Annotated in this window: 16 protein-coding genes and 1 riboswitch; of the genes, 3 read left to right on the forward strand and 13 right to left on the reverse strand. The window is 73.6% G+C overall.

The window, feature by feature from the left end; genetic code table 11:
* Positions 1 to 21 precede the first annotated feature (21 nt).
* Positions 22 to 1665 (reverse strand): molybdopterin-dependent oxidoreductase, encoded by a 1644-nt coding sequence (locus GQQ92_RS10475; protein WP_156999212.1) that lies wholly within the window; start codon positions 1663 to 1665, stop codon positions 22 to 24.
* Between the two features lie 160 nt (positions 1666 to 1825).
* Here GQQ92_RS10475 and GQQ92_RS10480 point away from each other — a divergent pair, with 160 nt between their 5' ends.
* Positions 1826 to 4102 (forward strand): ATP-binding cassette domain-containing protein, encoded by a 2277-nt coding sequence (locus GQQ92_RS10480; protein ID WP_156999213.1) that lies wholly within the window; start codon positions 1826 to 1828, stop codon positions 4100 to 4102.
* A gap of 162 nt (positions 4103 to 4264) precedes the next feature.
* On the opposite strand, the gene GQQ92_RS10485 is transcribed toward GQQ92_RS10480, so the two are convergent.
* From GQQ92_RS10485 to thiM, 11 genes are all read right to left on the reverse strand, one after another.
* The gene (locus tag GQQ92_RS10485) at positions 4265 to 4750 is read right to left on the reverse strand and encodes a hypothetical protein (protein WP_156999214.1); all 486 of its coding nucleotides are present in this window, start codon (positions 4748 to 4750) and stop codon (positions 4265 to 4267) included.
* A 268-nt stretch (positions 4751 to 5018) separates the two neighbouring features.
* Positions 5019 to 5756, reverse strand: a complete 738-nt coding sequence (locus tag GQQ92_RS10490; RefSeq protein ID WP_156999344.1) for an alpha/beta hydrolase family protein — start codon at positions 5754 to 5756, stop codon at positions 5019 to 5021.
* 118 nt (positions 5757 to 5874) lie between these two features.
* Entirely contained in the window at positions 5875 to 7017 is a 1143-nt protein-coding gene (locus tag GQQ92_RS10495; protein WP_156999215.1) for a DUF2207 family protein, read from the reverse strand.
* Between the two features lie 4 nt (positions 7018 to 7021).
* Complete coding sequence (locus tag GQQ92_RS10500; protein ID WP_156999216.1) at positions 7022 to 8566, reverse strand: alpha/beta hydrolase; 1545 nt, start codon at positions 8564 to 8566, stop codon at positions 7022 to 7024.
* Between the two features lie 9 nt (positions 8567 to 8575).
* Positions 8576 to 9529 (reverse strand): tryptophan-rich sensory protein, encoded by a 954-nt coding sequence (locus tag GQQ92_RS10505; RefSeq protein ID WP_197738205.1) that lies wholly within the window; start codon positions 9527 to 9529, stop codon positions 8576 to 8578.
* Positions 9530 to 9657: 128 nt separating this feature from the next.
* Positions 9658 to 12807, reverse strand: a complete 3150-nt coding sequence (locus GQQ92_RS10510; protein WP_156999217.1) for an aminotransferase — start codon at positions 12805 to 12807, stop codon at positions 9658 to 9660.
* On the reverse strand, positions 12807 to 13838 hold the full coding sequence (locus GQQ92_RS10515) for an FUSC family protein (RefSeq protein WP_156999218.1): 1032 nt from the start codon (positions 13836 to 13838) through the stop codon (positions 12807 to 12809). Before GQQ92_RS10515 ends, GQQ92_RS10510 begins: the two co-directional genes overlap by 1 nt.
* Before the next feature lie 4 nt (positions 13839 to 13842).
* On the reverse strand, positions 13843 to 14502 hold the full coding sequence (locus tag GQQ92_RS10520) for an NAD(P)H-binding protein (RefSeq protein WP_156999219.1): 660 nt from the start codon (positions 14500 to 14502) through the stop codon (positions 13843 to 13845).
* Between the two features lie 153 nt (positions 14503 to 14655).
* Complete coding sequence (thiD, locus tag GQQ92_RS10525) at positions 14656 to 16317, reverse strand: bifunctional hydroxymethylpyrimidine kinase/phosphomethylpyrimidine kinase (protein ID WP_156999220.1); 1662 nt, start codon at positions 16315 to 16317, stop codon at positions 14656 to 14658.
* Positions 16314 to 16973 (reverse strand): thiamine phosphate synthase, encoded by a 660-nt coding sequence (gene thiE / locus GQQ92_RS10530; protein ID WP_156999221.1) that lies wholly within the window; start codon positions 16971 to 16973, stop codon positions 16314 to 16316. Before thiE ends, thiD begins: the two co-directional genes overlap by 4 nt.
* A complete protein-coding gene (gene thiM / locus GQQ92_RS10535) occupies positions 16970 to 17914 on the reverse strand; it encodes a hydroxyethylthiazole kinase (protein WP_269149166.1) in 945 nt (314 codons plus the stop codon). Before thiM ends, thiE begins: the two co-directional genes overlap by 4 nt.
* Positions 17904 to 18015, reverse strand: a riboswitch (TPP riboswitch). It overlaps the preceding gene by 11 nt.
* Positions 18016 to 18353: 338 nt before the next feature.
* Here thiM and GQQ92_RS10540 point away from each other — a divergent pair.
* Complete coding sequence (locus GQQ92_RS10540; protein WP_156999222.1) at positions 18354 to 19322, forward strand: GlxA family transcriptional regulator; 969 nt, start codon at positions 18354 to 18356, stop codon at positions 19320 to 19322.
* 15 nt (positions 19323 to 19337) lie between these two features.
* Positions 19338 to 19715 (forward strand): hypothetical protein, encoded by a 378-nt coding sequence (locus tag GQQ92_RS10545; RefSeq protein ID WP_156999223.1) that lies wholly within the window; start codon positions 19338 to 19340, stop codon positions 19713 to 19715.
* Positions 19716 to 19982: 267 nt separating this feature from the next.
* Here GQQ92_RS10545 and GQQ92_RS10550 read toward each other — a convergent pair whose 3' ends face one another.
* Entirely contained in the window at positions 19983 to 21011 is a 1029-nt protein-coding gene (locus GQQ92_RS10550; RefSeq protein WP_156999224.1) for a LacI family DNA-binding transcriptional regulator, read from the reverse strand.
* Positions 21012 to 21166 lie beyond the last annotated feature (155 nt).

Consider the following 21166-nt stretch of genomic DNA (forward strand, 5'->3'; position numbering starts at 1 on the left):
CGACCGGCGGCGGGCGCCGGCTCAGGACACGGTGACGGTGCGCTCGTGCAGGCCCGTGGCGCCGTCGGGCACGACGCCCTGCTGCCGCGAGGTCTGCACCTCGCCGTCGGCCCCGGTCGCCCGCACGCGCAGCGAGTGCGAGCCCGCCGCGGCATCCCACTCGAACCGCCACTGCACCCACGTGTCGTCGGAGATCGCCGTGGCGCGCGTCGCCGGCCGCCACGGCCCGTCGTCGACCTGCACGTCGACCGCCGCGACGCCGACGTGCTGGTGCCAGGCGACGCCCGCGACGACGACCGGCCCGGCCGACAGCGGCTGCCCCGAGCGCGGCACGTCGATGCGCGACGACAGCTTGATCGGGCCGTGGTCGCTCCAGCCGCGATCGGTCCAGTAGGCGGATGCCGCGTCGAACCGGGTGACCTCGAGCTCCGTCACCCACTTCGTCGCCGACACGTACCCGTAGAGCCCCGGGACGACCATGCGCACCGGGAACCCGTGCTCGGGGGGCAGCGGCTCGCCGTTCATGCCCACCGCGAGGATCGCCTCGCGCGCGTCGTCCTGCAGCACCTCGAGCGGCGTCGACGCCGTGAACCCGTCGATGCTGCGCGAGAGCACCATGTCGGCATCCGCTCCAGGAGCGGCCTGCGCGAGCAGTTCGCGGATCGGGTAGCCGAGCCACACCGCGTTGCCGATCAGGCCGCCGCCGACCTCGTTCGACACGCACGCGAGCGTGGTGACGGACTCCGCGAGCGGCAGGGCGAGCAGCTCGTCCCACGTGAGCACGACCTCCCGCTCGACGTCGCCGTGGATGCGCAGGCTCCAGTCGGCCGGCTCGACCGACGGCACCACGAGCGCCGTGTCGATGCGGTAGAACTCGGCGTTCGGCGTGATCACGGGCGCGAGGCCGTCGATGCCGAGTTCGGCACCCTGCGGGACGGATGCCGCGGAGGTCGGCCTCGGCAACGTGATCGCCTCGCGCACGGCCGTCACCGCCCGGGACCCGGCCTGCATCGCGTAGCCGCCCCACGCCGCGATCAGGCCGACCGCGGTCGCACCGCCCGCCCACGCGAGGAACCTGCGCCGGTCGACCGCCGTCGCCTCCGGCGTGCGCGTGCCCGCGGCATCCGGGACCTGTCGAGCAGCCGGCGGACCGGATGCGGACGTGGATGCCGCGACGTCCGGCTCGTCGGGCCCGTCCGCCGCACTCGGCCCCGCGTCGACCGCGGCCAACCGCCGCACGAGCAGGCGCAGCACGAGGACGCCCGCGACGGCGGCGATCGCCGAGGGCGCGAATGCGAGCATCGAGGCGTTCGCACGCGTCACCGCGGCCAGCACGCCCACGCCGCCCAGCACCCAGAACACGACCTGCCCCCACGGCGGGCGTCGGGACTCGAGCACGCCGGCCGCGCCCGCGATCACGAGCAGCACGATCGCGACGCCCGTGAGCAGCGCGGCCTTGTCGTTCGTGCCGAACAGGGCGATCGCGGCGTCCTTCGCCCACGGCGGCGCAAGGTCGATGAGCGCGGCGCCGACCACCGCGAACGGGCTCGCGTCCGACGCGAGCAGCGCGGCCGCGAGGGTTCCCGCGCCGGCCGCGACGACGGCCGCCGCGACGCCGGCGAGCGCCGGGAACAGCAGTCGGGCGGCAGGGGTTCGCGCGGGCATGCGCTCAGGCTACGCGCGGCCGCTGGGCGCGGCATCCGCGAACCTGTGACGAATCGCTGACGTCCGCCCGCGCGTTTCCGGGCGCACCGATCGGAGCGGGACCGCGCGACCGGAGCTCGAGGGCTGCGGATGTCGGCGGCCGCTGCCAGAATCGGGAGTCATGAGCGAGCACATTGCCGACGCCCACGACCTCATCGAGGTGCGCGGCGCGCACGAGAACAACCTCAAGGGCGTTTCGCTCGACATCCCGAAGCGGCGGCTCAGCGTCTTCACGGGCGTCTCGGGATCGGGCAAGTCGAGCCTCGTGTTCGGCACCATCGCGGCCGAGTCGCAGCGGCTCATCAACGAGACGTACTCGAGCTTCATCCAGTCGTTCATGACGACCCAGCCGCGGCCCGAGGTCGACAGCCTGCGCAACGTGTCGGCGGCGATCATCGTCGACCAGGAGCGCATGGGGGCGAACTCGCGCTCGACGGTCGGCACCGCGACCGACGTGTACGCGCTGCTGCGCATCCTGTTCTCGCGTCTCGGCGATCCGTACGTCGGCCCGAGCTTCCACTTCAGCTTCAACGTGCCCGCGGGCATGTGCCCGCGCTGCGAGGGCACCGGGCAGGTCAACGACGTCGACCTCGACGAGCTCTTCGACCGCGACAAGTCGCTCGCCGAGGGCGCGATCACGATTCCGGGCTACACGGCCGACGGGTGGATGGTGCGCATCTACTCCGAGGGCGGGTTCCTCGACCCCGACAAGAAGATCCGCGACTACGACGACGCCGAGCTGCACGACTTCCTCCACAAGGAGCCGACGAAGGTCAAGGTGCAGGGCATCAACATGACCTACGAGGGGCTCGTGCCGAAGCTCCGCAAGAGCATGGGCTCGAAGGACCCCGACTCGTTGCAACCGCACATCCGCGCGTTCGTCGACCGGGCGTTCACCTTCACCGCCTGCCCCGAGTGCGGCGGCGCGCGCCTGAACCGCGAGGCCCTGTCGTCGAAGATCAAGGGCATCAACATCGCGGATGCCTCGGCCATGCAGATCTCCGACCTCGCCGAGTGGGTCTCCGACATCGACGACCCCGGCGTCGCGCCGCTCATCGCGAACCTCCGGCAGAACGTCGACTCCTTCGTCGAGATCGGTCTCGGCTACCTCAGCCTCGACCGCCCCGCCGGCACGCTCTCGGGCGGCGAGGCGCAGCGAGTCAAGATGATCCGGCACATCGGGTCCTCCCTCACCGACGTCACCTACGTGTTCGACGAGCCGACGGTCGGGCTGCACCCGCACGACATCCAGCGCATGAACCGGCTCCTGCTGCAACTGCGCGACAAGGGCAACACGGTGCTCGTCGTCGAGCACAAGCCCGAGGTCATCGAGATCGCCGACCACATCGTCGACCTCGGCCCGGGCGCCGGGTCGGGCGGCGGCGAGATCTGCTTCGAGGGCGACATCGACGGGCTCCGCGCCTCGGGCACGCTCACCGGTCGGCACCTCGACCACCGGGCCACGCTGCGCGAGCATGTGCGCAGCGCGAAGGGCGCCCTCGAGATCAGGGGCGCCGCGCAACACAACCTCACCGGGGTCGACGTCGACATCCCGCTCGGCGTTCTGACGGTCGTCACCGGGGTCGCGGGGTCGGGCAAGTCGTCGCTCATCCACGGCAACGTGCCGCGGCACGACCAGGTCGTGGTCGTCGACCAGTCGCCGATCCGCGGCTCGATCCGCTCGAACCCGGCCACCTACACGGGCCTGCTCGACACGATCCGCAAGGCGTTCGCGAAGGAGAACGGCGTGAAGCCGGCGCTGTTCAGCGCGAACTCCGCCGGCGCGTGCCCGAACTGCAAGGGCATCGGTCTCGTGTTCGTCGAGCTCGGCCCCATGTCGACCGTCTCGAGCGTGTGCGAGGAGTGCGGCGGCAAGCGGTTCACGGCCGAGGTGCTCGAGTATCGCCTCAACGGCCTGAACATCGCCGAGGTGCTCGCGCTCTCGGTCGACGCCGCGCTCGAGTACCTCACCGACAAGACGGCCCGCGTGATCCTGCAGCGCCTCTCCGACGTCGGGCTCGGGTACCTCGGGCTCGGGCAGGCGCTCAACACCCTCTCGGGCGGTGAGCGTCAGCGGCTGAAGCTGGCGATCAGCATGGCGAAGTCGGGCACGGTCTACGTGCTCGACGAGCCGACGACGGGCCTGCACCTCGCCGACGTCGACCGCCTGCTGGCGCTGCTCGACCGCCTCGTCGACGACGGAAACTCGGTCATCGTCATCGAGCACCACCAGGCCGTCATGGCGCACGCCGACTGGATCATCGACCTCGGCCCCGGCGCCGGCCGTGACGGCGGCCGCATCGTGTTCGAGGGCACCCCCGCCCAGCTCGTGGCCACCGCGTCGACGCCCGACGCCACGCTCACCGCGACGCACCTCGCGGCCTACGTCGGCGCCTGAGCTCCCGCCCGCCCTGCCTCTGCGCCCACGTTGCCCCTGCCCCTGCGCCCGGCCGGCCCGCCCCTGCGCCCGGCTAGCCTCGCCCGTCTGCTCGCCGGAGTGAGCCGTCTGGAGCCCCGTGACGTGCCGCCGCCGTGCAACCCTGCTGCTTGCAGCGAAGGTTCAGAGGGGCGCCGACTCCTGGACGAGCCGTGCGAGTCGCTCGGGGGCGAAGAGGGAGAGCCTCGTGGCGGAGATCACCTCCACGCGGAAACCGAGCACCTCCTTCGCGATCTCCTCCATCATCGACTCGGCCTCGCTCCCGAGGATGATGTCCGTCTCGGCGAGCAGGATGATCGATTCCTCGCGAGCGACAGCGACCGCGACGGCATCGACGCCCGGCGCACGTGCGGATCCGAGGAGGCGCACGTTGACCGTGCCCTGTTCTTCGAAGCGTCGGAGGAGTTCGTCGCGCCGGAGCGTGAGCTGCTCACGAGGGCTGAGGTCGCCGTACCTCATGCGCCCGTCCGCCAGCGCAGGGAGGCGTGCGCGCGCATATCCGGCGACGGCATCCGCGAGCACGTCCTTCTTCGTGCGCTCCATGAGATGGGCGAGTTCGGCGACCAGTTTCGCCGTCGCCGTGTCGATTCTGATCGTCGTGTCGGTCATGCGGCTCCGGGGGTATCGGTTTCAAAATCGTGTAGCGATGTAGCGATGTAGCGATGTAGCGATGTAGCGATGTAGCGATGTAGCGCCGGTTTCCAGAGAGACTCTCCCGGCAGCGGGGTGGGGTCGGGGACGACTGGGACGCATCCGCACGCGCAGGCTTCTCTCGCGAGCCTGTGGAGGAGGGGTGTGTCAGCGGAGGACGCCGGCGTCCCCCGCTGGAAGCCCGCCGTTGTCGGCAGCGGTCGTTCGCGGCCGGCGTCGGCCGGCGTCAGGCGTCGGTGGGCCGGGCCCGCATGAAGGCGACGACGGATGCCGCGAGGGCGGCGCCGATCTCGGCGGCGGGGCGCTTGCGCCCCTTGATCTCGAACGAGTGGTTGGCGGCGTCGATCCACTCGAGCGAGGCATTCGGACCGATGCGCCCCACGACGTCGTCGAGCTGGTCGTTGGGCACGGCGAACGGGTCGTTGCGCCCCTGCAGGAACAGGATCGGCACCTGGAGCGCGGGCAGGTGCTCGTCTCGGGGCTTCTCGGGCTTTCCGGGCGCGTGCAACGGATACCCCAGCATCACGAGACCCGAAACGGCCATGCCCTCGGCGGCCGCCATCGAGGCCATGCGTCCGCCGAACGACTTGCCCGACGCCCAGACAGGCTCCGCCGGGACCGTGCCGGAGGCCGCCCCGCGGCCCGCAGCGGCAGCCAACTCGGCCGCCGTGCGCACGGCCGCCCGCCAGGTAGCGACGGCTGCCGGGGGACGATCGGGGAACCGGCGCCCCGCCTCGCGATACGCGAAGTCGAAACGGAGGGTCGCGACGCCGAGCGCCTGCACGGCCTGCGCGAACCCCTCGAGGAACGGATGCTCCATGCCCGTGCCCGCCCCGTGTGCGACGACGAGCGTGGCCCACGCCTCCGCGGGACGTCCGTACAGCGCTCCGACCGAGTCGACCCCGCCCACGAGAGCGCCCGGCTCGTCGGCGAGCCGGATGCGGAGCTCCGCATCGGCGCTCATACGGCGCACCGAGCCGGCGAGTCGCACGAGGCGCACGAGTCGCACGAGGCGCACGAGGCGCACGAGGCGCACGAGGCGCACGAGACCCGCGAGCCAGGCACGCGAGCGACGTATGCGCTCATTCGAAGATCCCGAGTACGCCGCCGATGCCGTCGGCGAGATCCACGATGCCGCCGGACACGTCGACGAGGTCGCCGACCGACGCCGCCAGATCGCCGACGTGGTCGACGAGGACCACGAGCTCGCCCAGATGGGCCGCGAGCACGGCGAGCTCGGCAGTGCCGTCGACGAGGTCGGCGAGGGTGTCGAGATTCGTGCGCTCGAGGGTCTGCAGATCGAGCTTCAGCACGTCGATCCATCCGCGCTCCACGCCGAAGAGCACCGCGAACGGCAGCAGCTTCTCGTGCAGGTGGAACCGGGCGAGGGGCGCGGGGCCCGCCGCATCCGCCGCGCCTGCGGGATCGGCCGGGCCCGCGGCATCCGTTCGCGAGGACGCCTCGGTGGCACCCGAGACGGGGATCAGCTCCGCGCCGGTCGGCGACTGGAGCGCGCGCAGCCGATTGCGCTCGGCGAGCTCGAGGTACTGGCGCAGTCCGTCGAGGTGCTCTCGGCGCTCGCGGGCCGGCGGAAGGAATTTGCGCCACGACGAGGGCGTCACGATGATCGTCGCGATGGTGACCGCGAGGGCGGCCAGCGCCGTGACGAGCGCCGGCCAGTCGGCCGCGACGAGGGCGACGATGATGAACAGGCCCTCGACGAGCATGCCGAGGTAGGCGAGCACCGTGAGGGTCGTGCCCGGCCACGCCACCCGCTGCTTCGCCACGAGGCCCTCGCGGGCGAGGGCGTACGACACGTCGCGCACGACGGCCTTGAGACGTGCGGAGAGCGCCCGCCGGTCGGACGTGAACCGGCGCACGCGCCCGCTCGTGTGCTCGGGGCCGAAGAGCGCCTCGAGCACGCTGAGCTCCTCGGCGGTGAACGTCGCGCCCGGCTGCATCTCGATGCCGATCGGATCGCGCTTCGACTCGCCGGCGAGGATGCGGATGCGACGCGTCACCGCCAGATCGATCAGCACCGCCGTCACCGCGCGTCGGTCGGCATCGACGAGGAGCGCATCCCGCAGGATCGACGAGCCCCGGCCGGCCGTGTACTGCACGACGGGCGAGCTCACGGGCTGTCGCGACGCGATGCGCGCCGTCACGCCGAGCGCGAAGATGAGGAGCGCAGGCACGGCGGCGAGCACGATGACGACGGGGAGCACGGGCTCAGTCTAGGGAAGCGAGCGAGGCCACCGCCTCGACCGTCGCACGGTGCGCCGCGGGCGACGCCGTGAGGCGGAAGTGGCCGGCCGCCGGGACGATCACGTTCGTCGCCCCCGGCAGGGCGCTGCCCTCGGGCACGTGCGCGTCGAGGGTTCCGAAGATCGAGACGATCCTCGCATTGACGCTCGCGGAACGCTGGAGCTCGACGATCGCGGCATCCGTGGGCAGGAACGCGCGCATGCTCGGGTCCAGGAACCACCTGGCCCGCGCCGACCCCGCGTACGGCGTCGCGAGCGACACCGAGCCGCGCACGCCGAGCCGGGCGCGGCCGTCGGCGGCGAGCGGCCCCGTGCCCCGCTCGAGGTCGGTCAGGAGATGCTTCGCGATGAGCCCGCCCTTGCTGTGCCCAACGATGACGCGCCCGGCGGGCGGCGGCGCGACCCGTGCGAGCGCGAGCTGCAGCCGGTGCGACGTCTCGGGCACCGGGTGCCGGTTCATGCCGAGGCCCTCGACCACCACGATGCGATGCCCCGCCCGGTTCAGGGCGTCGGCGAGCGGCGCGAGGAAGCTCCAGTGCTCGTGCAGTCCGGTCGCGAGGACGACGTCGGGCCGCGTCGGATCGCCGTGGCGCCACCTCGCCGGCGGCCGGCGCACGACGAACTGGTCGAGGCGGCGGCGGATGCCGTACGCGTAGTCGCGCAGGATCCACCCCACCCGCTCCGTCGTGCCGCCGCCGAGCGAACGCGACAGCGCCGCCCGCCGTTCGTGCACGGCCAGCTCGCGGCCCACCGGCTCGCCCAGCGCGTGCCTCGCGATGAGCTCGTGCAGCGGCCCGTCATGGTCGGAGGTGGTCTCGTGCCCGCGGTGCGCGATCTCGGCGTACCGCGCCTGCGGCACGAGCGTCGCGACGGCCTGCGCCCACGACTGCGGCACGACGTGGTCCTGTTCGCCGCGGATCACGAGTGTCGCGGCGCGAACCCTCGGCAGCACGAGTTCCATGCGGTGCTCGAGCATGGGACGCAGGTTGGCGAGGGTCCACCCGAAGCCGCTCTCGAGGTACGCGCTCGCGCCGGTCTCGAGGGCGGTCGGGTCGATGACGGCGACGTCCTGGACGAACCGCGCCGCCTGCTGCACCGCGGTGCGTTCCCGCGGATTCACCGAGGGGGCGATGAGCACGATGCGATCGACGAGCTCCGGATGCCGCGCCGCGGCCTCCGCGACCACCTGCGCGCCGCTCGAGTGGCCCACGAGCACGGGCCGATGCAGTCCCTCGGCCCGCAGCATCGCGGCGAGGAGCTCGGCGGAACCGGCGATGCTCGGCACCGTGCGCGGCTTCGGCGAATCGCCGAACCCCGGCAGATCGAGTGCGAGCACCCGCCCGGAGGACTCGAGCTGCTCGACGAGGTCGCCCCAGTACGCGTGGCCCATGCCGAGGCCGTGCACGAGCACGAACACCGGCCCCGCGGCATCCGCCGCGTCGGCATCGCTGCGCGCTCGCTCGTGCACGAGGATGACGCGGTCACCGCGTCGGAACGGGCGTGCGGGCATTCCCGAGGCCTAGACCCGGCCGTGATCGGCTCGCGCCGAGGCGCCGGCGGCCTCGGGCGATCGGGGAGCCTCGGTGCGGATGCTGCGACCCCGGCGGTCGCGGCCTCCCTGCGCGTGGCGGATGGCGACGATGCGCATGGCGAGGGTGACGAGCACGACGGCGACCACGGCGATGATCGCCGTGACGCCCGTGACCGTGGACGACGGCTCGTCGGTGAGGCGGGCGACGGCGATCCACGCGATGCCCCAGCCGAGCGACAGGGTCGGCGCGATGCGCCCGTGATCCCACACCGCGAGCGCGATGCCGAGCAGCCCGGCCACGGCGACCAGGCCGACGGCCCACGTCTCGGCGGGCAGGCCCCAGCCGTCGAAGCCCGCGGCGACGAGCACCGCGGCGACGTTCGCGATCGTGGCGACGCTGACCCAGCCGAGGTAGAGCCCGATCGTGCCGTCGGTGACCACCGCGTCGATCGTGCCGCTCGGGCGCAGGATCAGGCTGCGCCGGAACGCGACGACGAGCACCACGAGCAGGGCCGCGATGACCGGCACGCTCAGCCAGAGCAGGTCGAACTGCACGCTGAGGATCCACGCGGCGTTCAGCAGCATCGACGCGGCGATCCACCAGCCGAGCCGGCGGTGCCGTTCGGCGTTGCGCTGCGCGGGCAGGAACTGCCAGACGGCGTAGACGAGGAGGCCGAGGTAGATGACCGACCAGATGCTGAACGCGCCGCCGCCGGGGGCGACGAGGGTGGCGTCGGCCGCGAGGGCGCCGTTCGAGGCGTTCTGCACCTCTTGGCCGCCGGCCGCGCCCGAACCGATGAACGCGCCGATGACGGCGAGCACCGCGCTGACGGCGACGGCGACCTGCCGCACGAGGTCGAATCCGGATGCCGCGGCCGTGCCGGCGGTCGTCTCGGGGGCGTGCTCGTCAGGTCGTCGGTGCGTGCGATCGAGGTTCGTCATGGCTGCTCCTGCCGTCGTCGTTCGGATCCCGGTCGGATATCGCCAGCCTATGCAGGCCCGCCGACGCCCGCATCGAACCTTCGATCGACACGGAGGGGGTTGACATCCCGGTCGGCGCCCCGCATGTCTCACCAGCCTTCGACGAGCACCCGATCGAGCATCGCGACGAAGAAGTCGGCGGACTCCTCGGTGAGGCACAGCGGCGGCTTGGTCTTCAGCACGTTGCGGTGGTCGCCGGTGGGCTGCATGATCACGCCGAGGCCGAGCAGGCGTTCGCAGATCGCGGCGGTCTCGTCGGTCGCGGGCTCGAGCGTCTCGCGGTCGCGCACGAACTCGACGCCGAGGTACAGCCCGAGCCCGTGTACGGCGCCGATGAGCGGATGCCGCGTCGCGAGCTCCTCGAGGCGGCCCTTCAGCCTCGTGCCGACGTCGAGGGCGTTGCGCTGCAGGTGCTCGTCGCGGAACGCGTCGAGCACGGCGAGGCCGGCGGCGCTCGAAGCGGGGCTGCCGCCCGTCGAGGAGAAGAACGCGCCCTGGTTGCCGAACGCCTCGGCGACGGCGCGCGTCGTGATGACGGCGCCCAGCGGGTAGCCGTTGCCCGCGGCCTTCGCGACGGCGATGACGTCGGGCACGACGCGCTGCTGCTCGAAGCCCCAGAACCAGCTGCCCAGCCGGCCGAATCCGGCCTGCACCTCGTCGGCGATCGCGAGCCCGCCGGCGGCGCGCACCGCCGTGTAGACGCCGGCGAGGTATCCGTCGGGCAGGGGGATGCCGCCGGCGTTGCCGAAGAAGGTCTCGGCGATGAACGCGGCGGGCGGGCGCCCCTCGGCGGCGAGCCCGGCGATGACGGCGGCGGCCTCGGGCGCGTAGCGCGCGGCATCCGCCCCTCGGTGCCGGCCGCGGAACGGGTTCGGCGCGTCGACCGTGTGGACCCAGTCGGGGCGGGTCGCGAGGGCGTCGGGGTTGTCGGCGATGGAGGTGCTGACGGCATCGGAGGCGTACGTCCAGCCGTGGTACGACTCGCGGACGGCGACGACGTCGCGGTGGCCGGTGGCGGCGAGCGCGATGCGGATCGCGAGGTCGGTGGCCTCGGAACCGGAGTTCACGAGGAACACCGTGTCGAGCCCGTCGGGCGCGAGGGCCGCGAGCCGTTCGGCGTACTCGACGACCGCGCCGTAGTGGAAGCGCGAGTTCGTGTTCAGCCGCCGCAGTTGCGCCTCGACGGCGTCGGCGACCCCGACGTGCCCGTGCCCGAGGGGCGTGACGTTGTTGACCATGTCGAGGTAGACGCGGCCGTCGACGTCCACGAGGTGCTCGCGCCATCCGCGCTCGATGCGGGGCGGCTCGGCGTAGTAGTGCTCCTGCACCCGGGCGAGGGTCGCGTCGCGGCGGTCGAGCAGGGCCGAGGCGTCGGATGCCGCGGGGGCGCCGGCTGTTGCGGCCGCAACGGCGACGGATGCGCCGGCGGCGTCGGCAATGCCGGGGGCGGATGCCGCGAGCCCGAGCAGCGGCGAGGTATCCGCCGTGAGGGCGAGCCAGCCCGCCGCGAGCTCCGGCCGCACGGCGTGCGGGGCGGGCGGGGCGTCCGCCGGCTGGAGGCGGATGCGCAGCCGCACGCCCGCGGCGGCCGTGCCGAGGGACGAGCCGGCGGCCAGCTTCGTGCCGGAGGCGGGGGTGTTCGTGAGCGCGCGATGCGGCTCGACGGTGCGCGTCGCATCGAGGTCGAGGCGCAGGCCGCCGTGCAGCGCGACCGCGACGAGGCCGGTGCCCGAGGTCGTGACGACGCCGTCGCCCGGGCTCGTGAGCGCCGTCGCGGAGCGGAACCACACGTCGACGCCCGTCGGCACGGTCGCCGCCGAGATCTCGGCGTGCGGCCGGCTCTGCGTCAGGCGGGGGACGCCGCGCGGCAGCACCGCGGCGGCGGCGCGGGCGAGGGCGGCGCGGGCGAGCCGCTCCTCGAGGTCGTCGCCGTCGAGCCAGGCGCCCGCGTCGACGTCGGGCGACATCGCCGAGACGTCGAGCCGCGCCGCCTCGGAGGGCTCGAGTCCGAGCACGAGCCGGTCGAGCGGCGCGTCGGCCCCGGCGGCACGCGGCGCGCCCGGCATGCCGGCGGGATCCATGCCGAGCGCGGCGGCGATCGTGCCCGTCATGACCTCCGACGGAATCGAGGCGGCCTGCGCGAAGATGCGCCACTCGCGCTCGAGGCCGTCGGCGGCGTAGGCGTTCTCGCCGGCGTCGAGCTGCACCTGATGCTCGCCGCTGACCACGAGCACGGCGCCGCGCACCACGACGAGCGGCCAGATCGCGGCGACCTCGGCGGGCGCGAGCGGGCGCCGCGCGTGGAACGCGCGGATCGCCGGCAGCACCGAGACGGGCTCGGCGCCCGCGTGGTGCAACACCGAGGAGATCGTGATCGCGAGTTCGGCGACCGCCCACGAGCGGGTCACGTCGCCGAAGTCGATGAGCCCGTCGGGCAGGCCGTCGCCGTCCGCCGCCCGCACGACGTTGTCGTCGGTGAGATCCAGGTGCACCGCCTGCAGGGGCAGGTCGGAGGCGAGCGCGGCGAGCGTCGCCCAGGCGGCGGTCGCGGCATCCGTCACCTGCCTGCGCCGGTCGGCGTCGGGGTGATGGGGCGCGAGGAGCTCGACGACGCGGTCGGCGAAGCGCGGATCCCACTGCAGCACCCGGTCGAGGCCCGCGTGCTCGAAGTCCGCGAGCGCGAGGCTCGTGAGCGCCGCGACCTCGCCCATGCGCTCGACGATGCGCGGCGGCAGGTGGGCACCGCCGGTGAGGGTTCCGCCGTCGAGGTACGAGATGACGCGGATGCTGCGCAGCCCGTCGCTCGTGTCGGCGATGACCGAGCGCGGCCGGCCCGCGGCATCCGTCGTCGTGGTCGCGACGCGCAACTCCGGCGCGTGCCGGGCGATGCGCCCCGCGGCGGCATCCTGCGCGGCGAGCTCGGTGGCGGTGAAGGCCGGGTTCGTGATCTTCACGACGCCGACGGGCGCACCGGCGCGGTCGCCGCCGCCATCGCCCGCCCCGCCCGCGGCCTCGCCCGCGGCCTCGCCCGCCGCGTCGCCCGCCGACCCGCCCCGCGCGAGCGCGAGGAAGTTCTGGTCCTGCTGGCTGCCGAGCGGCCGCAGCTCGACGTCGAGGCCCCACTCGTCGAGGAGGATCGCGGCGACCTCCGGCGCCGACAGGTTCGGCGCGGGCAGCTCGCCGGCGGAGAAGAAGTCGAACCCGGCCACGCCGGCCCCCGACTCGATCGCATCGGTCATCAGGTCTCCGCTCCCAGCTCTTCACGGATGCGCCGCAGGTCCTCCATCAGCGAGCCGATGAGGATCCAGTGCGACGAGGTCGGCGGCCGCACGATGAGCGCGGAGGTGAGCGCCGGCACCATCGAGGTCATCGGCTCGGGCTCGGGCTCGGCGACCCGGGCCGCGAGGCGGATGTCGTGCGCGACGCGGTGCAGCTGCTCGGCGATCGCGCGCACCGTCGGCTCGTCGTGCAGCGACTCGTCGTAGTGGTCGGCGAACGCCCGCGTCATGCCGATGAGCTGGGTCACGATCGGCCCGAGCTGCTCGAGCAGGGTGCGCAGCTGCGCCAGCTCCTCGCGGTGCGCCGAGCGGCGCGGGTTCAACGTGAGCGACTCGGTGCCGGCCGCGATGGCCGCGTCGGCGGCCTCGCGCATCGGCCGCAGCAGGCGGGCCTCGATCATCAGGGTCTGGATGTCGGCCCGCGTCTGCGTGGTCTCGAGGGCCGCCGCCAGCCGGTCGGCCGACGCCGCGAGTTCGCCGCCGAGCATGCCGACCTCGCGCCGTGCAGGCGCGATCGCGACGGGCGGCACGATCGCCGCGTTCACGATGATGCCGATCGCGGCGCCGATGAGCGTCTCGAGCACGCGGTCGAGCGCGTAGTTCGGCGTCGCCGCTCCGAGCGCGAGGGTGAGCATCGCGGAGATCGCGACCTGGTTGCCAGTCGCGGGCGTCATCTTCAGCGACCACGCGATGAAGATCGCGACGAGCACGGCGAGCAGCACGATCCAGGAGTTCGTGCCGAACACGAGCGACAGCGCCGATGCCACGACGACGCCGAGCATGACGCCGATCGAACGCTCGATGCCCTTGCCGAGCGACTGGTTCACGCTCGGCTGCACGACGAGCAGCGCCGCGATCGCGGCGAACACCGGCAGCTGCGCGGGAATCAGGGCGCCGGCGATGAGCCAGGCGGCGATCGTGGCGACCGACGTCTTCGCGACCTGCAGCACGGGCAGCCGCCTCGAGGCCCGGAGCGTGTCGAAGACGGCCATCGGCTCAGTCTGCGGTCATGAGGGTGGCGAGGGCGGATGCCACGGGCGTCTCGCCCGAGATCAGGTCGAACTGGGTGCGCGAGCCGGCGCCCGAGGTGAGCACCGCCGCCACGACGGCGGCGACGTCGGAGCGGCTGATCGACCCGCCGGGCAGCGAGGAGCCGACGTCCACGAGTCCTGACGGGGCGTCGTCGGTCAGGGCGCCCGGCCGGACGATGGTCCAGTCGAGCGGGGTGCTGCGCACCGCGGCATCCGCTTCGCTCTTGGCGCGCAGGTAGATCTGGAACACGTCGTCGGAGGCCTCGTCGAAGTCGTCGGCGCGCATGGCCGAGATCACGACGATGCGCGGCACCCGCGCCCGGATCGCCGCGTCGGCGAGCAGGATCGCCCCGTCGCGGTCGACTGTGAGCTTGCGCTCGGCGGTGCTGCCGGGACCCGCACCGGCCGCGAAGACCGCGGCGTCGGCGCCCTCGAGCGCGGCGGCGACCTCGTCGACGGATGCCGCCTCGAGATCGAGCACGAACGGCTCCGCCCCGGCCGCGGCGACGTCGGGCGCATGGCCCGGATCGCGGACGAGCGCGACGGGCTCGTGCCCGCCGTCGGCGAGCAGACGCTCGAGGATGAGGGCGATCTTGCCGTGACCTCCGGCGATGACGACGCGCATACGCCAAGTCAACGCCGCCGCCCCGGCTCGCGCAACCGGCCACGCGGGCGGCTCGTCTCACCTGAGTGCCGAGTCGGCGCGCGAGGGCGGGTTCGGTGCCGCCGATTCGGCACTCCGGCGCCGATTCGGGCGCGGTGGTGCTTCGAGGTGGGCTCAGTGCAGGGCGAGCGGGGCGGCGAAGAAGGCGCGCTCGTGCTCCGACGAGATCCGGAACGCGCGGTGCATCGCCGCCCGACGCTCGGGCGTCGCGTCGGCCGCGAGCCGGGTGACGAGCCCGATCGCCTCGCGCGTGGCGTGCGCGAACGCCGGATCCGAGTAGGTCGCGAGCCACGAGGCGTACGGATGCCCCGGGTCGAGCGCCTGCGCACCGAACTCGCCGGCCGCGAGGCGCTCGCCGAGGTCGACGTAGATCCAGAAGCACGGGAGCACCGCCGCGGCGAGCACCGCGTAGTCGCCGCGCGCCGCCGTGGCGAGCAGGTGGTCGAGGTACGCGGTCGTCGCGGCGTCGGGTTCGGCGGCGAACGTGGCGGCGGCGTGCAGCGGGTCGGCGACCGACGCGGCCGACGCGGCCGGGCCGTCGACGGAGGTGCCGTGCGTGCCGGTGCGCCCGCCGTCGATGGGCCCCTCGCCGTCGCCGGCGCCCGGGCCGTGCGCGCCGGCGAGCCAGTCGGCGTGCAGCTCGAGCTCGCCGACGAGCGAGCCGTGCGCGGAGTTCGCCCAGAACGCCTGCCCCGCGGCATCCGGTGCCAGACGCGACGCCTCGGCGAGCACGCGCGCGTAGTCGCGCAGGTAGAGCGCGTCCTGCGCGAGGTACCCGAGGAACGGCTCGCGCGCGAGCGTGCCGTCGGCCAGTCCGCGGATGAACGGCAGGTCGTCGATGGCCGCGCGCACGTCGGCGATGCCGGCCCACCACTCGGACTCGATCTCGTCGGGCGTGGGCGCGGTGCGCACGCCGCCGCGCGACCAGAGCCCGGCGAAGTGGCTCACGGGTCCGTGCCCGCCGCCGACCTCGAGCGACGCGCCGTGGCGCAGCGACTCGCGCAGCCAGCGCCGTGCCTCGCCGACGGCGGCCTCCCAGTCGCCGAGCTCGGCCTGCAGGGTCGCGATCGCCGAGGACAGCGAGCATCCGGTGCCGTGCGTCGCGGTCGTCGCGATGCGGGCGCCGCCGAACGAGACGACGGTGCCGGATGCCGCGTGCACGAGCGCGTCGGGAGCGTCGGCGCCGTCGAGGTGCCCGCCCTTCGCGAGCACGCGGGCGCCCGTGGCGGACGAGACGGCCTCGGCCTGCGCGATCGCGTCGGGCCAGGTCGACGCGCGTTCGGCGCCCGCGAGCACGGCGAGCTCGAGCAGGTTCGGGGTGATGAGGTCGGCGAGGGGGAGCAGGTCGCGAAGCGCCGCCTCGGCGTCGGCGTCGAGCAGCCGGTCGCCGCTCGTGGCCACCATGACGGGGTCGAGCACGACGATCGGCGGCTCGATGCGGCGAAGCCACCCGGCGACGACCCCGATCACCTCGGCGTTCGCGAGCATGCCGATCTTCACCGCGTCGACCGTGATGTCGTCGGCGACGGCGTCGAGCTGCTCGGCGAGGAACGCCGACGGCGGCACGTGCACGCCCCGCACCCCGCGCGTGTTCTGCGCGGTCAGGGCCGTGATCGCCGACATGCCGTAGCCGCCGACGGCCGCGATGGACTTGAGGTCGGCCTGGATGCCGGCACCGCCCGACGGGTCACTGCCCGCGATGCTCAGCACGCGCGGCACCCGGCGCACTCGCGGCACCGCGCGCGTGTGCGGCGCCCGCCGCACGTCGGCGCTCATCGGCCGCTCCACGCCGCAACGAACGCCTCGGCCGCGTCGCGCGGGGAGTCCGCGGCGCAGATCGCCGAGACGACGGCGACGCCGGCCGCGCCCGAGTGGCGGAGGGCCGCGACATCCGCCAGCGTGATGCCGCCGATCGCGACGCAGGGCAGCTCGGCCTCGGCGGCGAACCGCGCGAACCCGTCGATGCCGAGCGCCGGCGGATGGTCGGGTTTCGTCGACGTCGGGCGGATCACGCCGACGCCGAGGTAGTCGACGTCGCGCCTGGGCATGCGCCGCAGCGTGGCGAGGTGTTCGGGGGTGTTCGCGGTGAGCCCGATGACGACGTCGTCGCCCAGCAGCTCACGGGCGACGGATGCCGCGGTGTCGCCCTGTCCGAGATGCACGCCGTGCACGGGCAGCCCGCGTTCGCGCGCCGAGACGACGACGTCGACGCGGTCGTTGACGAGCAGCGCGGCGCGGCCGTCGATCACGACGGCGAGGGCTTCGAGCTGACGCAGGAGGTTGTCGTCGGTCGCGGTCTTGTCGCGCAGCTGCACGACGCGCACCCCGCCGTCGACGGCGTCGGCCACGACGGCGGGCACCCCGCGCTCGCCGCAGAGCGCGGCGTCGGTGACGAGGGTGATCGAGAGGTCGAGCCGGGCCCTGGTGCTCATGCGCGGCTCCCGTCGGTCGCGGCATCCGTCACCGTGATGCGGGCGCGTTCGGCGACCTCGCCCGGGGTGACGAGGGCGAGCGCGTCGAGGAAGGCCGGGGCGAACGTGCCGGGGCCCGCCGCAGCTGCGGCCGCGATCTCGGCGGCGATCGTGTAGACGAGGGTCGCGGCGACGGTGGCCGCGAACGCGTCGGCAGGATCGGCGTCGGCACGGCTCGCGCCGAGGAACGCCGCCGTCACGGCTCCGAGGGCGCAGCCGCCGCCCGTCATGCGGGTGAGCAGCACGTCGCCGTTCGCGATGCGGACGGTGCGGCGGCCGTCGGTGATGAGGTCGACGGGCCCCGACACGGCGACCACCGACCCGTGCGTGCGGGCGAGGTGCGCGGCGGCGTCCGCGGCGGCGTCGGTCGTGTCGGCGGCGTCGACTCCGCGCCCGCCGGCTCCTGCGCCGGCGAGCGCGATGATCTCGCTCGCGTTGCCCCGGATCGCGGTCGGGCGCTGTGCGACGAGCTCGTGCGCGAGCGCGGTGCGAACGGGGAGCCCGCCGACGGCGACGGGATCGAGCACCCACGGGGTTCCGGCGACGGATGCCGCGGCCACGGCCTCGCGGGCGGCTTCGCGCTGCTCCTCGTGCGGGGTGCCGAGGTTCACGAGCAGGCCCGACGCGATGCCCGCGAAGATGCCGGCCTCGACGGGGATGTCGACCATCGCGGGGGCCGCGTCGATCGCGAGCAGCGCGTTCGCGGTGAAGTTCGTGACGACGCTGTTCGTGATGCAGTGCACGAGGGGCGAGGACCCGCGCAGCGCCGCGAGCAACTGCGCGCTCGCCGCAGCGTGGGCAGCAGCCGTGTCGGCAGCGTGGGCGGCGGCCGTGTCGGGACCGGCGGCGTCGCGGGCGCGTCCGGTGTCGTCGGCAGGGTCGGTGGACAGGCGATCGCTCACGCGACATCCCTTCGCTAGTTCGAACTAGATCAGGTTCGACGGGTGTGTTCTCAGCCGCGCTTGCCTGATCGAGCGGGCGCGCGGCACCCCGTGTCACTGCCGCCCAGCCTATCGGCGCGACGGATGCCGCGGCGCGGGGTTGACACGGGGCGGTCGGCGGTGCCGAGGCGAGCGGCGCCCCTGCGCGAGGTGCCCGACAAGCGGCGCCTCGGCAGGCCCCCAGTTCGAGGGCGAACGTCTCGGGACGCTGGTGGTCGGCGGGCTCGCGGACTACGGTTCTCGCAACGCCCCGCCGGGTCGGCGATCTCACCTCGGACGATCTCCACACGGTCGATCGCTCCCGTGACTGTTCCTCCACGGGCCCGGCGGGGCCGTCTCAGGCACGCCTGGGGCCTCGCCGCCATGGCGCGATCGTTGCGGTGGGTGGCAGGCTGGCCGCATGCCATCGCATCGGGCCCGCCGCAAGCACCGGGTCGCCGTGCTCGTGCTCGAGGGGGCGAAGCCGCTCGACGTCGGCATTCCGGCGCAGATCTTCACGACCCGGGCGTCGATGCCCTACGAGGTGCGCGTGTGCGGGGCCGCGCCCGGGCCCGTCACCGGAGGCGACGGGCTCTCGTATCACGTGGCCGATGGACTCGAGGCGTTCGCGTGGGCCGAGACGATCTTCATCCCGGGCTACCGGAATCCGGATGCCGAGCCGCCGCCGCCCCCGGTCGTCGACGCGCTGCTCGCGGCGCACGCGCGCGGGGCGCGCCTCGCGGCGATCTCGACGGGGGCGTTCGCGCTCGCCGCGACCGGCCTGCTCGACGGACGTCGGGCCACGACGCACTGGCACTACACGCGTGCGCTCGCGGCGCGGCATCCGCTCGTCCGGGTCGATGAGAACGTGCTGTTCGTCGACGAGGGGCTCGTGCTCACCTCTGCCGGTGCGGCGTCGGGCATCGACCTCTGCCTGCATCTCGTGCGTCGCGACCACGGCGTCGGCCTGTCGAACCACGTCGCGCGGCGCCTCGTGGCGGCGCCGTACCGCAGCGGCGGCCAGGCGCAGTTCGTGCCGCGCGCCCTGCCCGACGATCTCGGCGAACGGTTCGCCGCCACCCGCCACTGGGCGATCGAGCGCCTCGACGAGCCGCTCGCCCTCGACGATCTGGCGCGCAACGCGAACGTGTCGACGCGGACGTTCTCGCGCCGCTTCGTCGAGGACACGGGCTACACGCCCATGCAGTGGATCCTGCGGGCGCGCATCGACCTCGCACGCGAGTTGCTCGAGCGCACCGACCTCGGCGTCGAGCAGGTCGCGGCACGCGTCGGCCTCGGCACGGGCGCCAACCTGCGCCTGCACTTCCGCCGCGTGCTCGGCACCTCGCCGACGGAGTACCGCCATACCTTCGCCCGGCGCGCCGACTGAGCTGATTGGCTGGCCGTGCTGGCCGTGCTGGCCGTGCTGGCCGTGCTGGCCGTGCTGGCCGTGCTGGCCGTGCTGGCTGCGCTGGCTGCGCTGGCTGCGCTGGCCGCGCTGGCCGCGCTGGCCGCGCTGGCCGCGCTGGCCGCGCTGGCTGCGCTGGCTGCGCTGGCCGCGCTGGCTGCGCTGGCTGCGCTGGCTGCGCTGGCCGGCGCTGGCTGCGCTCGTCGTGCCCGCCGTGCCCGCCGCGCTTCGACCCACCGACCGCCCGTGCCGCATGCCGTGCTCAACGTACTGTCCGTCCCGCTCGCCATGCCACGCCGCCCGTTGGGGGGCTTCGGCGACTGCGGTCGTGGGCGCGTGGAGAGGTATCCGTTCGTGAATGCTGTAGCGATGTAGCGATGTAGCGATGTAGCGATGTAGCGATGTAGCGATGTAGCGATGTAGCGATGTAGCGCGAGTTCGCGACGGGACATCCGCTTCCGTCGCCGCTGGTGCCGCCCACGCTCGCGCCTCGCGGCTCGCGCACCGCGGCTTGCGCACCGCGCACCGCGCCTCGCGCGCCGCGCGCCGCTCGCGCCCCGCCTCCGGGATCGCGGCCCCACCCGGGCTCGGTCCCGGTCAGACCACGCCCGCCCCGCACACGACGTCGAGCGGGCGCGCCGCTCAGCGACGCTCGATCGTCGACCCGCGGATCACGAGCCGAACCGGCAGGCGGTGCACGCCGGGGTCGGGTTCGGCGCCGTCGATGGCGTCGAAGATGCGCATGGCCGCGGTGCGTCCGAGTTGCTGGAGGTTGGCGTCGATGCTCGTGAGCTCGGGGCGGGAGTTGAGGGCGAGCACCTCCCAGTTGTCGTAGCCGATGACGGCGACGTCCTCGGGTACGCGCTTGCCCAGATCGCGCAGCGTGTCGATGACGCCGCGCGCGATCTGGTCGGATCCGGCGACGATGCCGTCGACGTCGGGATGCTGGGCCAGCAGCATGCCCGCTGCCGCGCGGCCCCAGTGCTCGCTCCAGCTCGAGGTCATGACGTCTCCGACGAGGTCGAGGCCGGCCCCGGCGAGCGCGGCTCGAACGCCGATCGCGCGATCCTGTGCGGCGGCGTACTCGGGCTCGCCCGTGATGTGGGCGATACGGCGTCGGCCTGTGGCGAGCAGGTGGTCGACGGCCAGGCGCCCGCCGGCGACGTTGTCGGGCGTGACCGACACGTCGTTCGCGTCATCGGAGGGCGCGTACGCGTACACGACGGGCACCGGCAGATCTTGCCCGAGCGAGGGGCGCGGGTCGGTCTGGCGGCCGACGACGATGATGCCGTCGACGCGGCGGTTGAGCAGCGCCTTGAGGTGGTGCTGCTCGCGGATGGAGTCGCCGCGCGCATCGCAGAGGAAGACGTTGATCTGCCCGGCGCCGAACGCGTCTTCGGCGCCCATGAGGATGGGGATCACGAAGCGTCCCTCGAGGTCGCTGGTGAGCAGGCCGACGGTTCCGGTGCGGCCCGCGATGAGGCTGCGGGCGAGCGAATTCGGGGTGAATGAGAGCTGCTCGGCGGCTTCGATGACGCGCTGGCGGGTGGCGGGTGCGACCTGATCGCGGCCGTTGATGGCCTTCGACGCGGTGGCGAGCGAGACGCCGGCCATGCGTGCGACGTCGTTCAGCGTGGCGGCCTTCGAGCCTCCCGCACCGTTGCGCGCCATGTTCGCCTCCTCGACTGAAACGCTACCGGTTCGCACTCTTGACGGCCGCGAGATTCACACTGTAGCGTGCCGAAAGGCCTTTCGGGAATTTCGGAACGCCGCGCACCAGCACTGACATTCCGGGCGCTTTGGGCACCCACTCAACGATGAGCAAG

Source organism: Agromyces terreus (assembly GCF_009749465.1).
In the GTDB taxonomy this organism is placed as follows: Bacteria; Actinomycetota; Actinomycetes; order Actinomycetales; family Microbacteriaceae; genus Agromyces; species Agromyces terreus.

Coding starts and splice junctions, on each gene's coding strand:
- GQQ92_RS10480 (WP_156999213.1), top strand. CDS start 1,826: ATGAGCGAGCACATTGCCGACGCCCACGACCTCATCGAGGTGCGCGGC.
- GQQ92_RS10490 (WP_156999344.1), bottom strand. CDS start 5,756: ATGAGCGCCGATGCGGAGCTCCGCATCCGGCTCGCCGACGAGCCGGGC.
- GQQ92_RS10540 (WP_156999222.1), top strand. CDS start 18,354: ATGCCATCGCATCGGGCCCGCCGCAAGCACCGGGTCGCCGTGCTCGTG.
- GQQ92_RS10510 (WP_156999217.1), bottom strand. CDS start 12,807: ATGACCGATGCGATCGAGTCGGGGGCCGGCGTGGCCGGGTTCGACTTC.
- thiD (WP_156999220.1), bottom strand. CDS start 16,317: ATGAGCGCCGACGTGCGGCGGGCGCCGCACACGCGCGCGGTGCCGCGA.
- thiE (WP_156999221.1), bottom strand. CDS start 16,973: ATGAGCACCAGGGCCCGGCTCGACCTCTCGATCACCCTCGTCACCGAC.
- GQQ92_RS10500 (WP_156999216.1), bottom strand. CDS start 8,566: ATGCCCGCACGCCCGTTCCGACGCGGTGACCGCGTCATCCTCGTGCAC.
- GQQ92_RS10505 (WP_197738205.1), bottom strand. CDS start 9,529: ATGACGAACCTCGATCGCACGCACCGACGACCTGACGAGCACGCCCCC.
- GQQ92_RS10515 (WP_156999218.1), bottom strand. CDS start 13,838: ATGGCCGTCTTCGACACGCTCCGGGCCTCGAGGCGGCTGCCCGTGCTG.
- GQQ92_RS10520 (WP_156999219.1), bottom strand. CDS start 14,502: ATGCGCGTCGTCATCGCCGGAGGTCACGGCAAGATCGCCCTCATCCTC.
- GQQ92_RS10485 (WP_156999214.1), bottom strand. CDS start 4,750: ATGACCGACACGACGATCAGAATCGACACGGCGACGGCGAAACTGGTC.
- GQQ92_RS10550 (WP_156999224.1), bottom strand. CDS start 21,011: ATGGCGCGCAACGGTGCGGGAGGCTCGAAGGCCGCCACGCTGAACGAC.
- GQQ92_RS10475 (WP_156999212.1), bottom strand. CDS start 1,665: ATGCCCGCGCGAACCCCTGCCGCCCGACTGCTGTTCCCGGCGCTCGCC.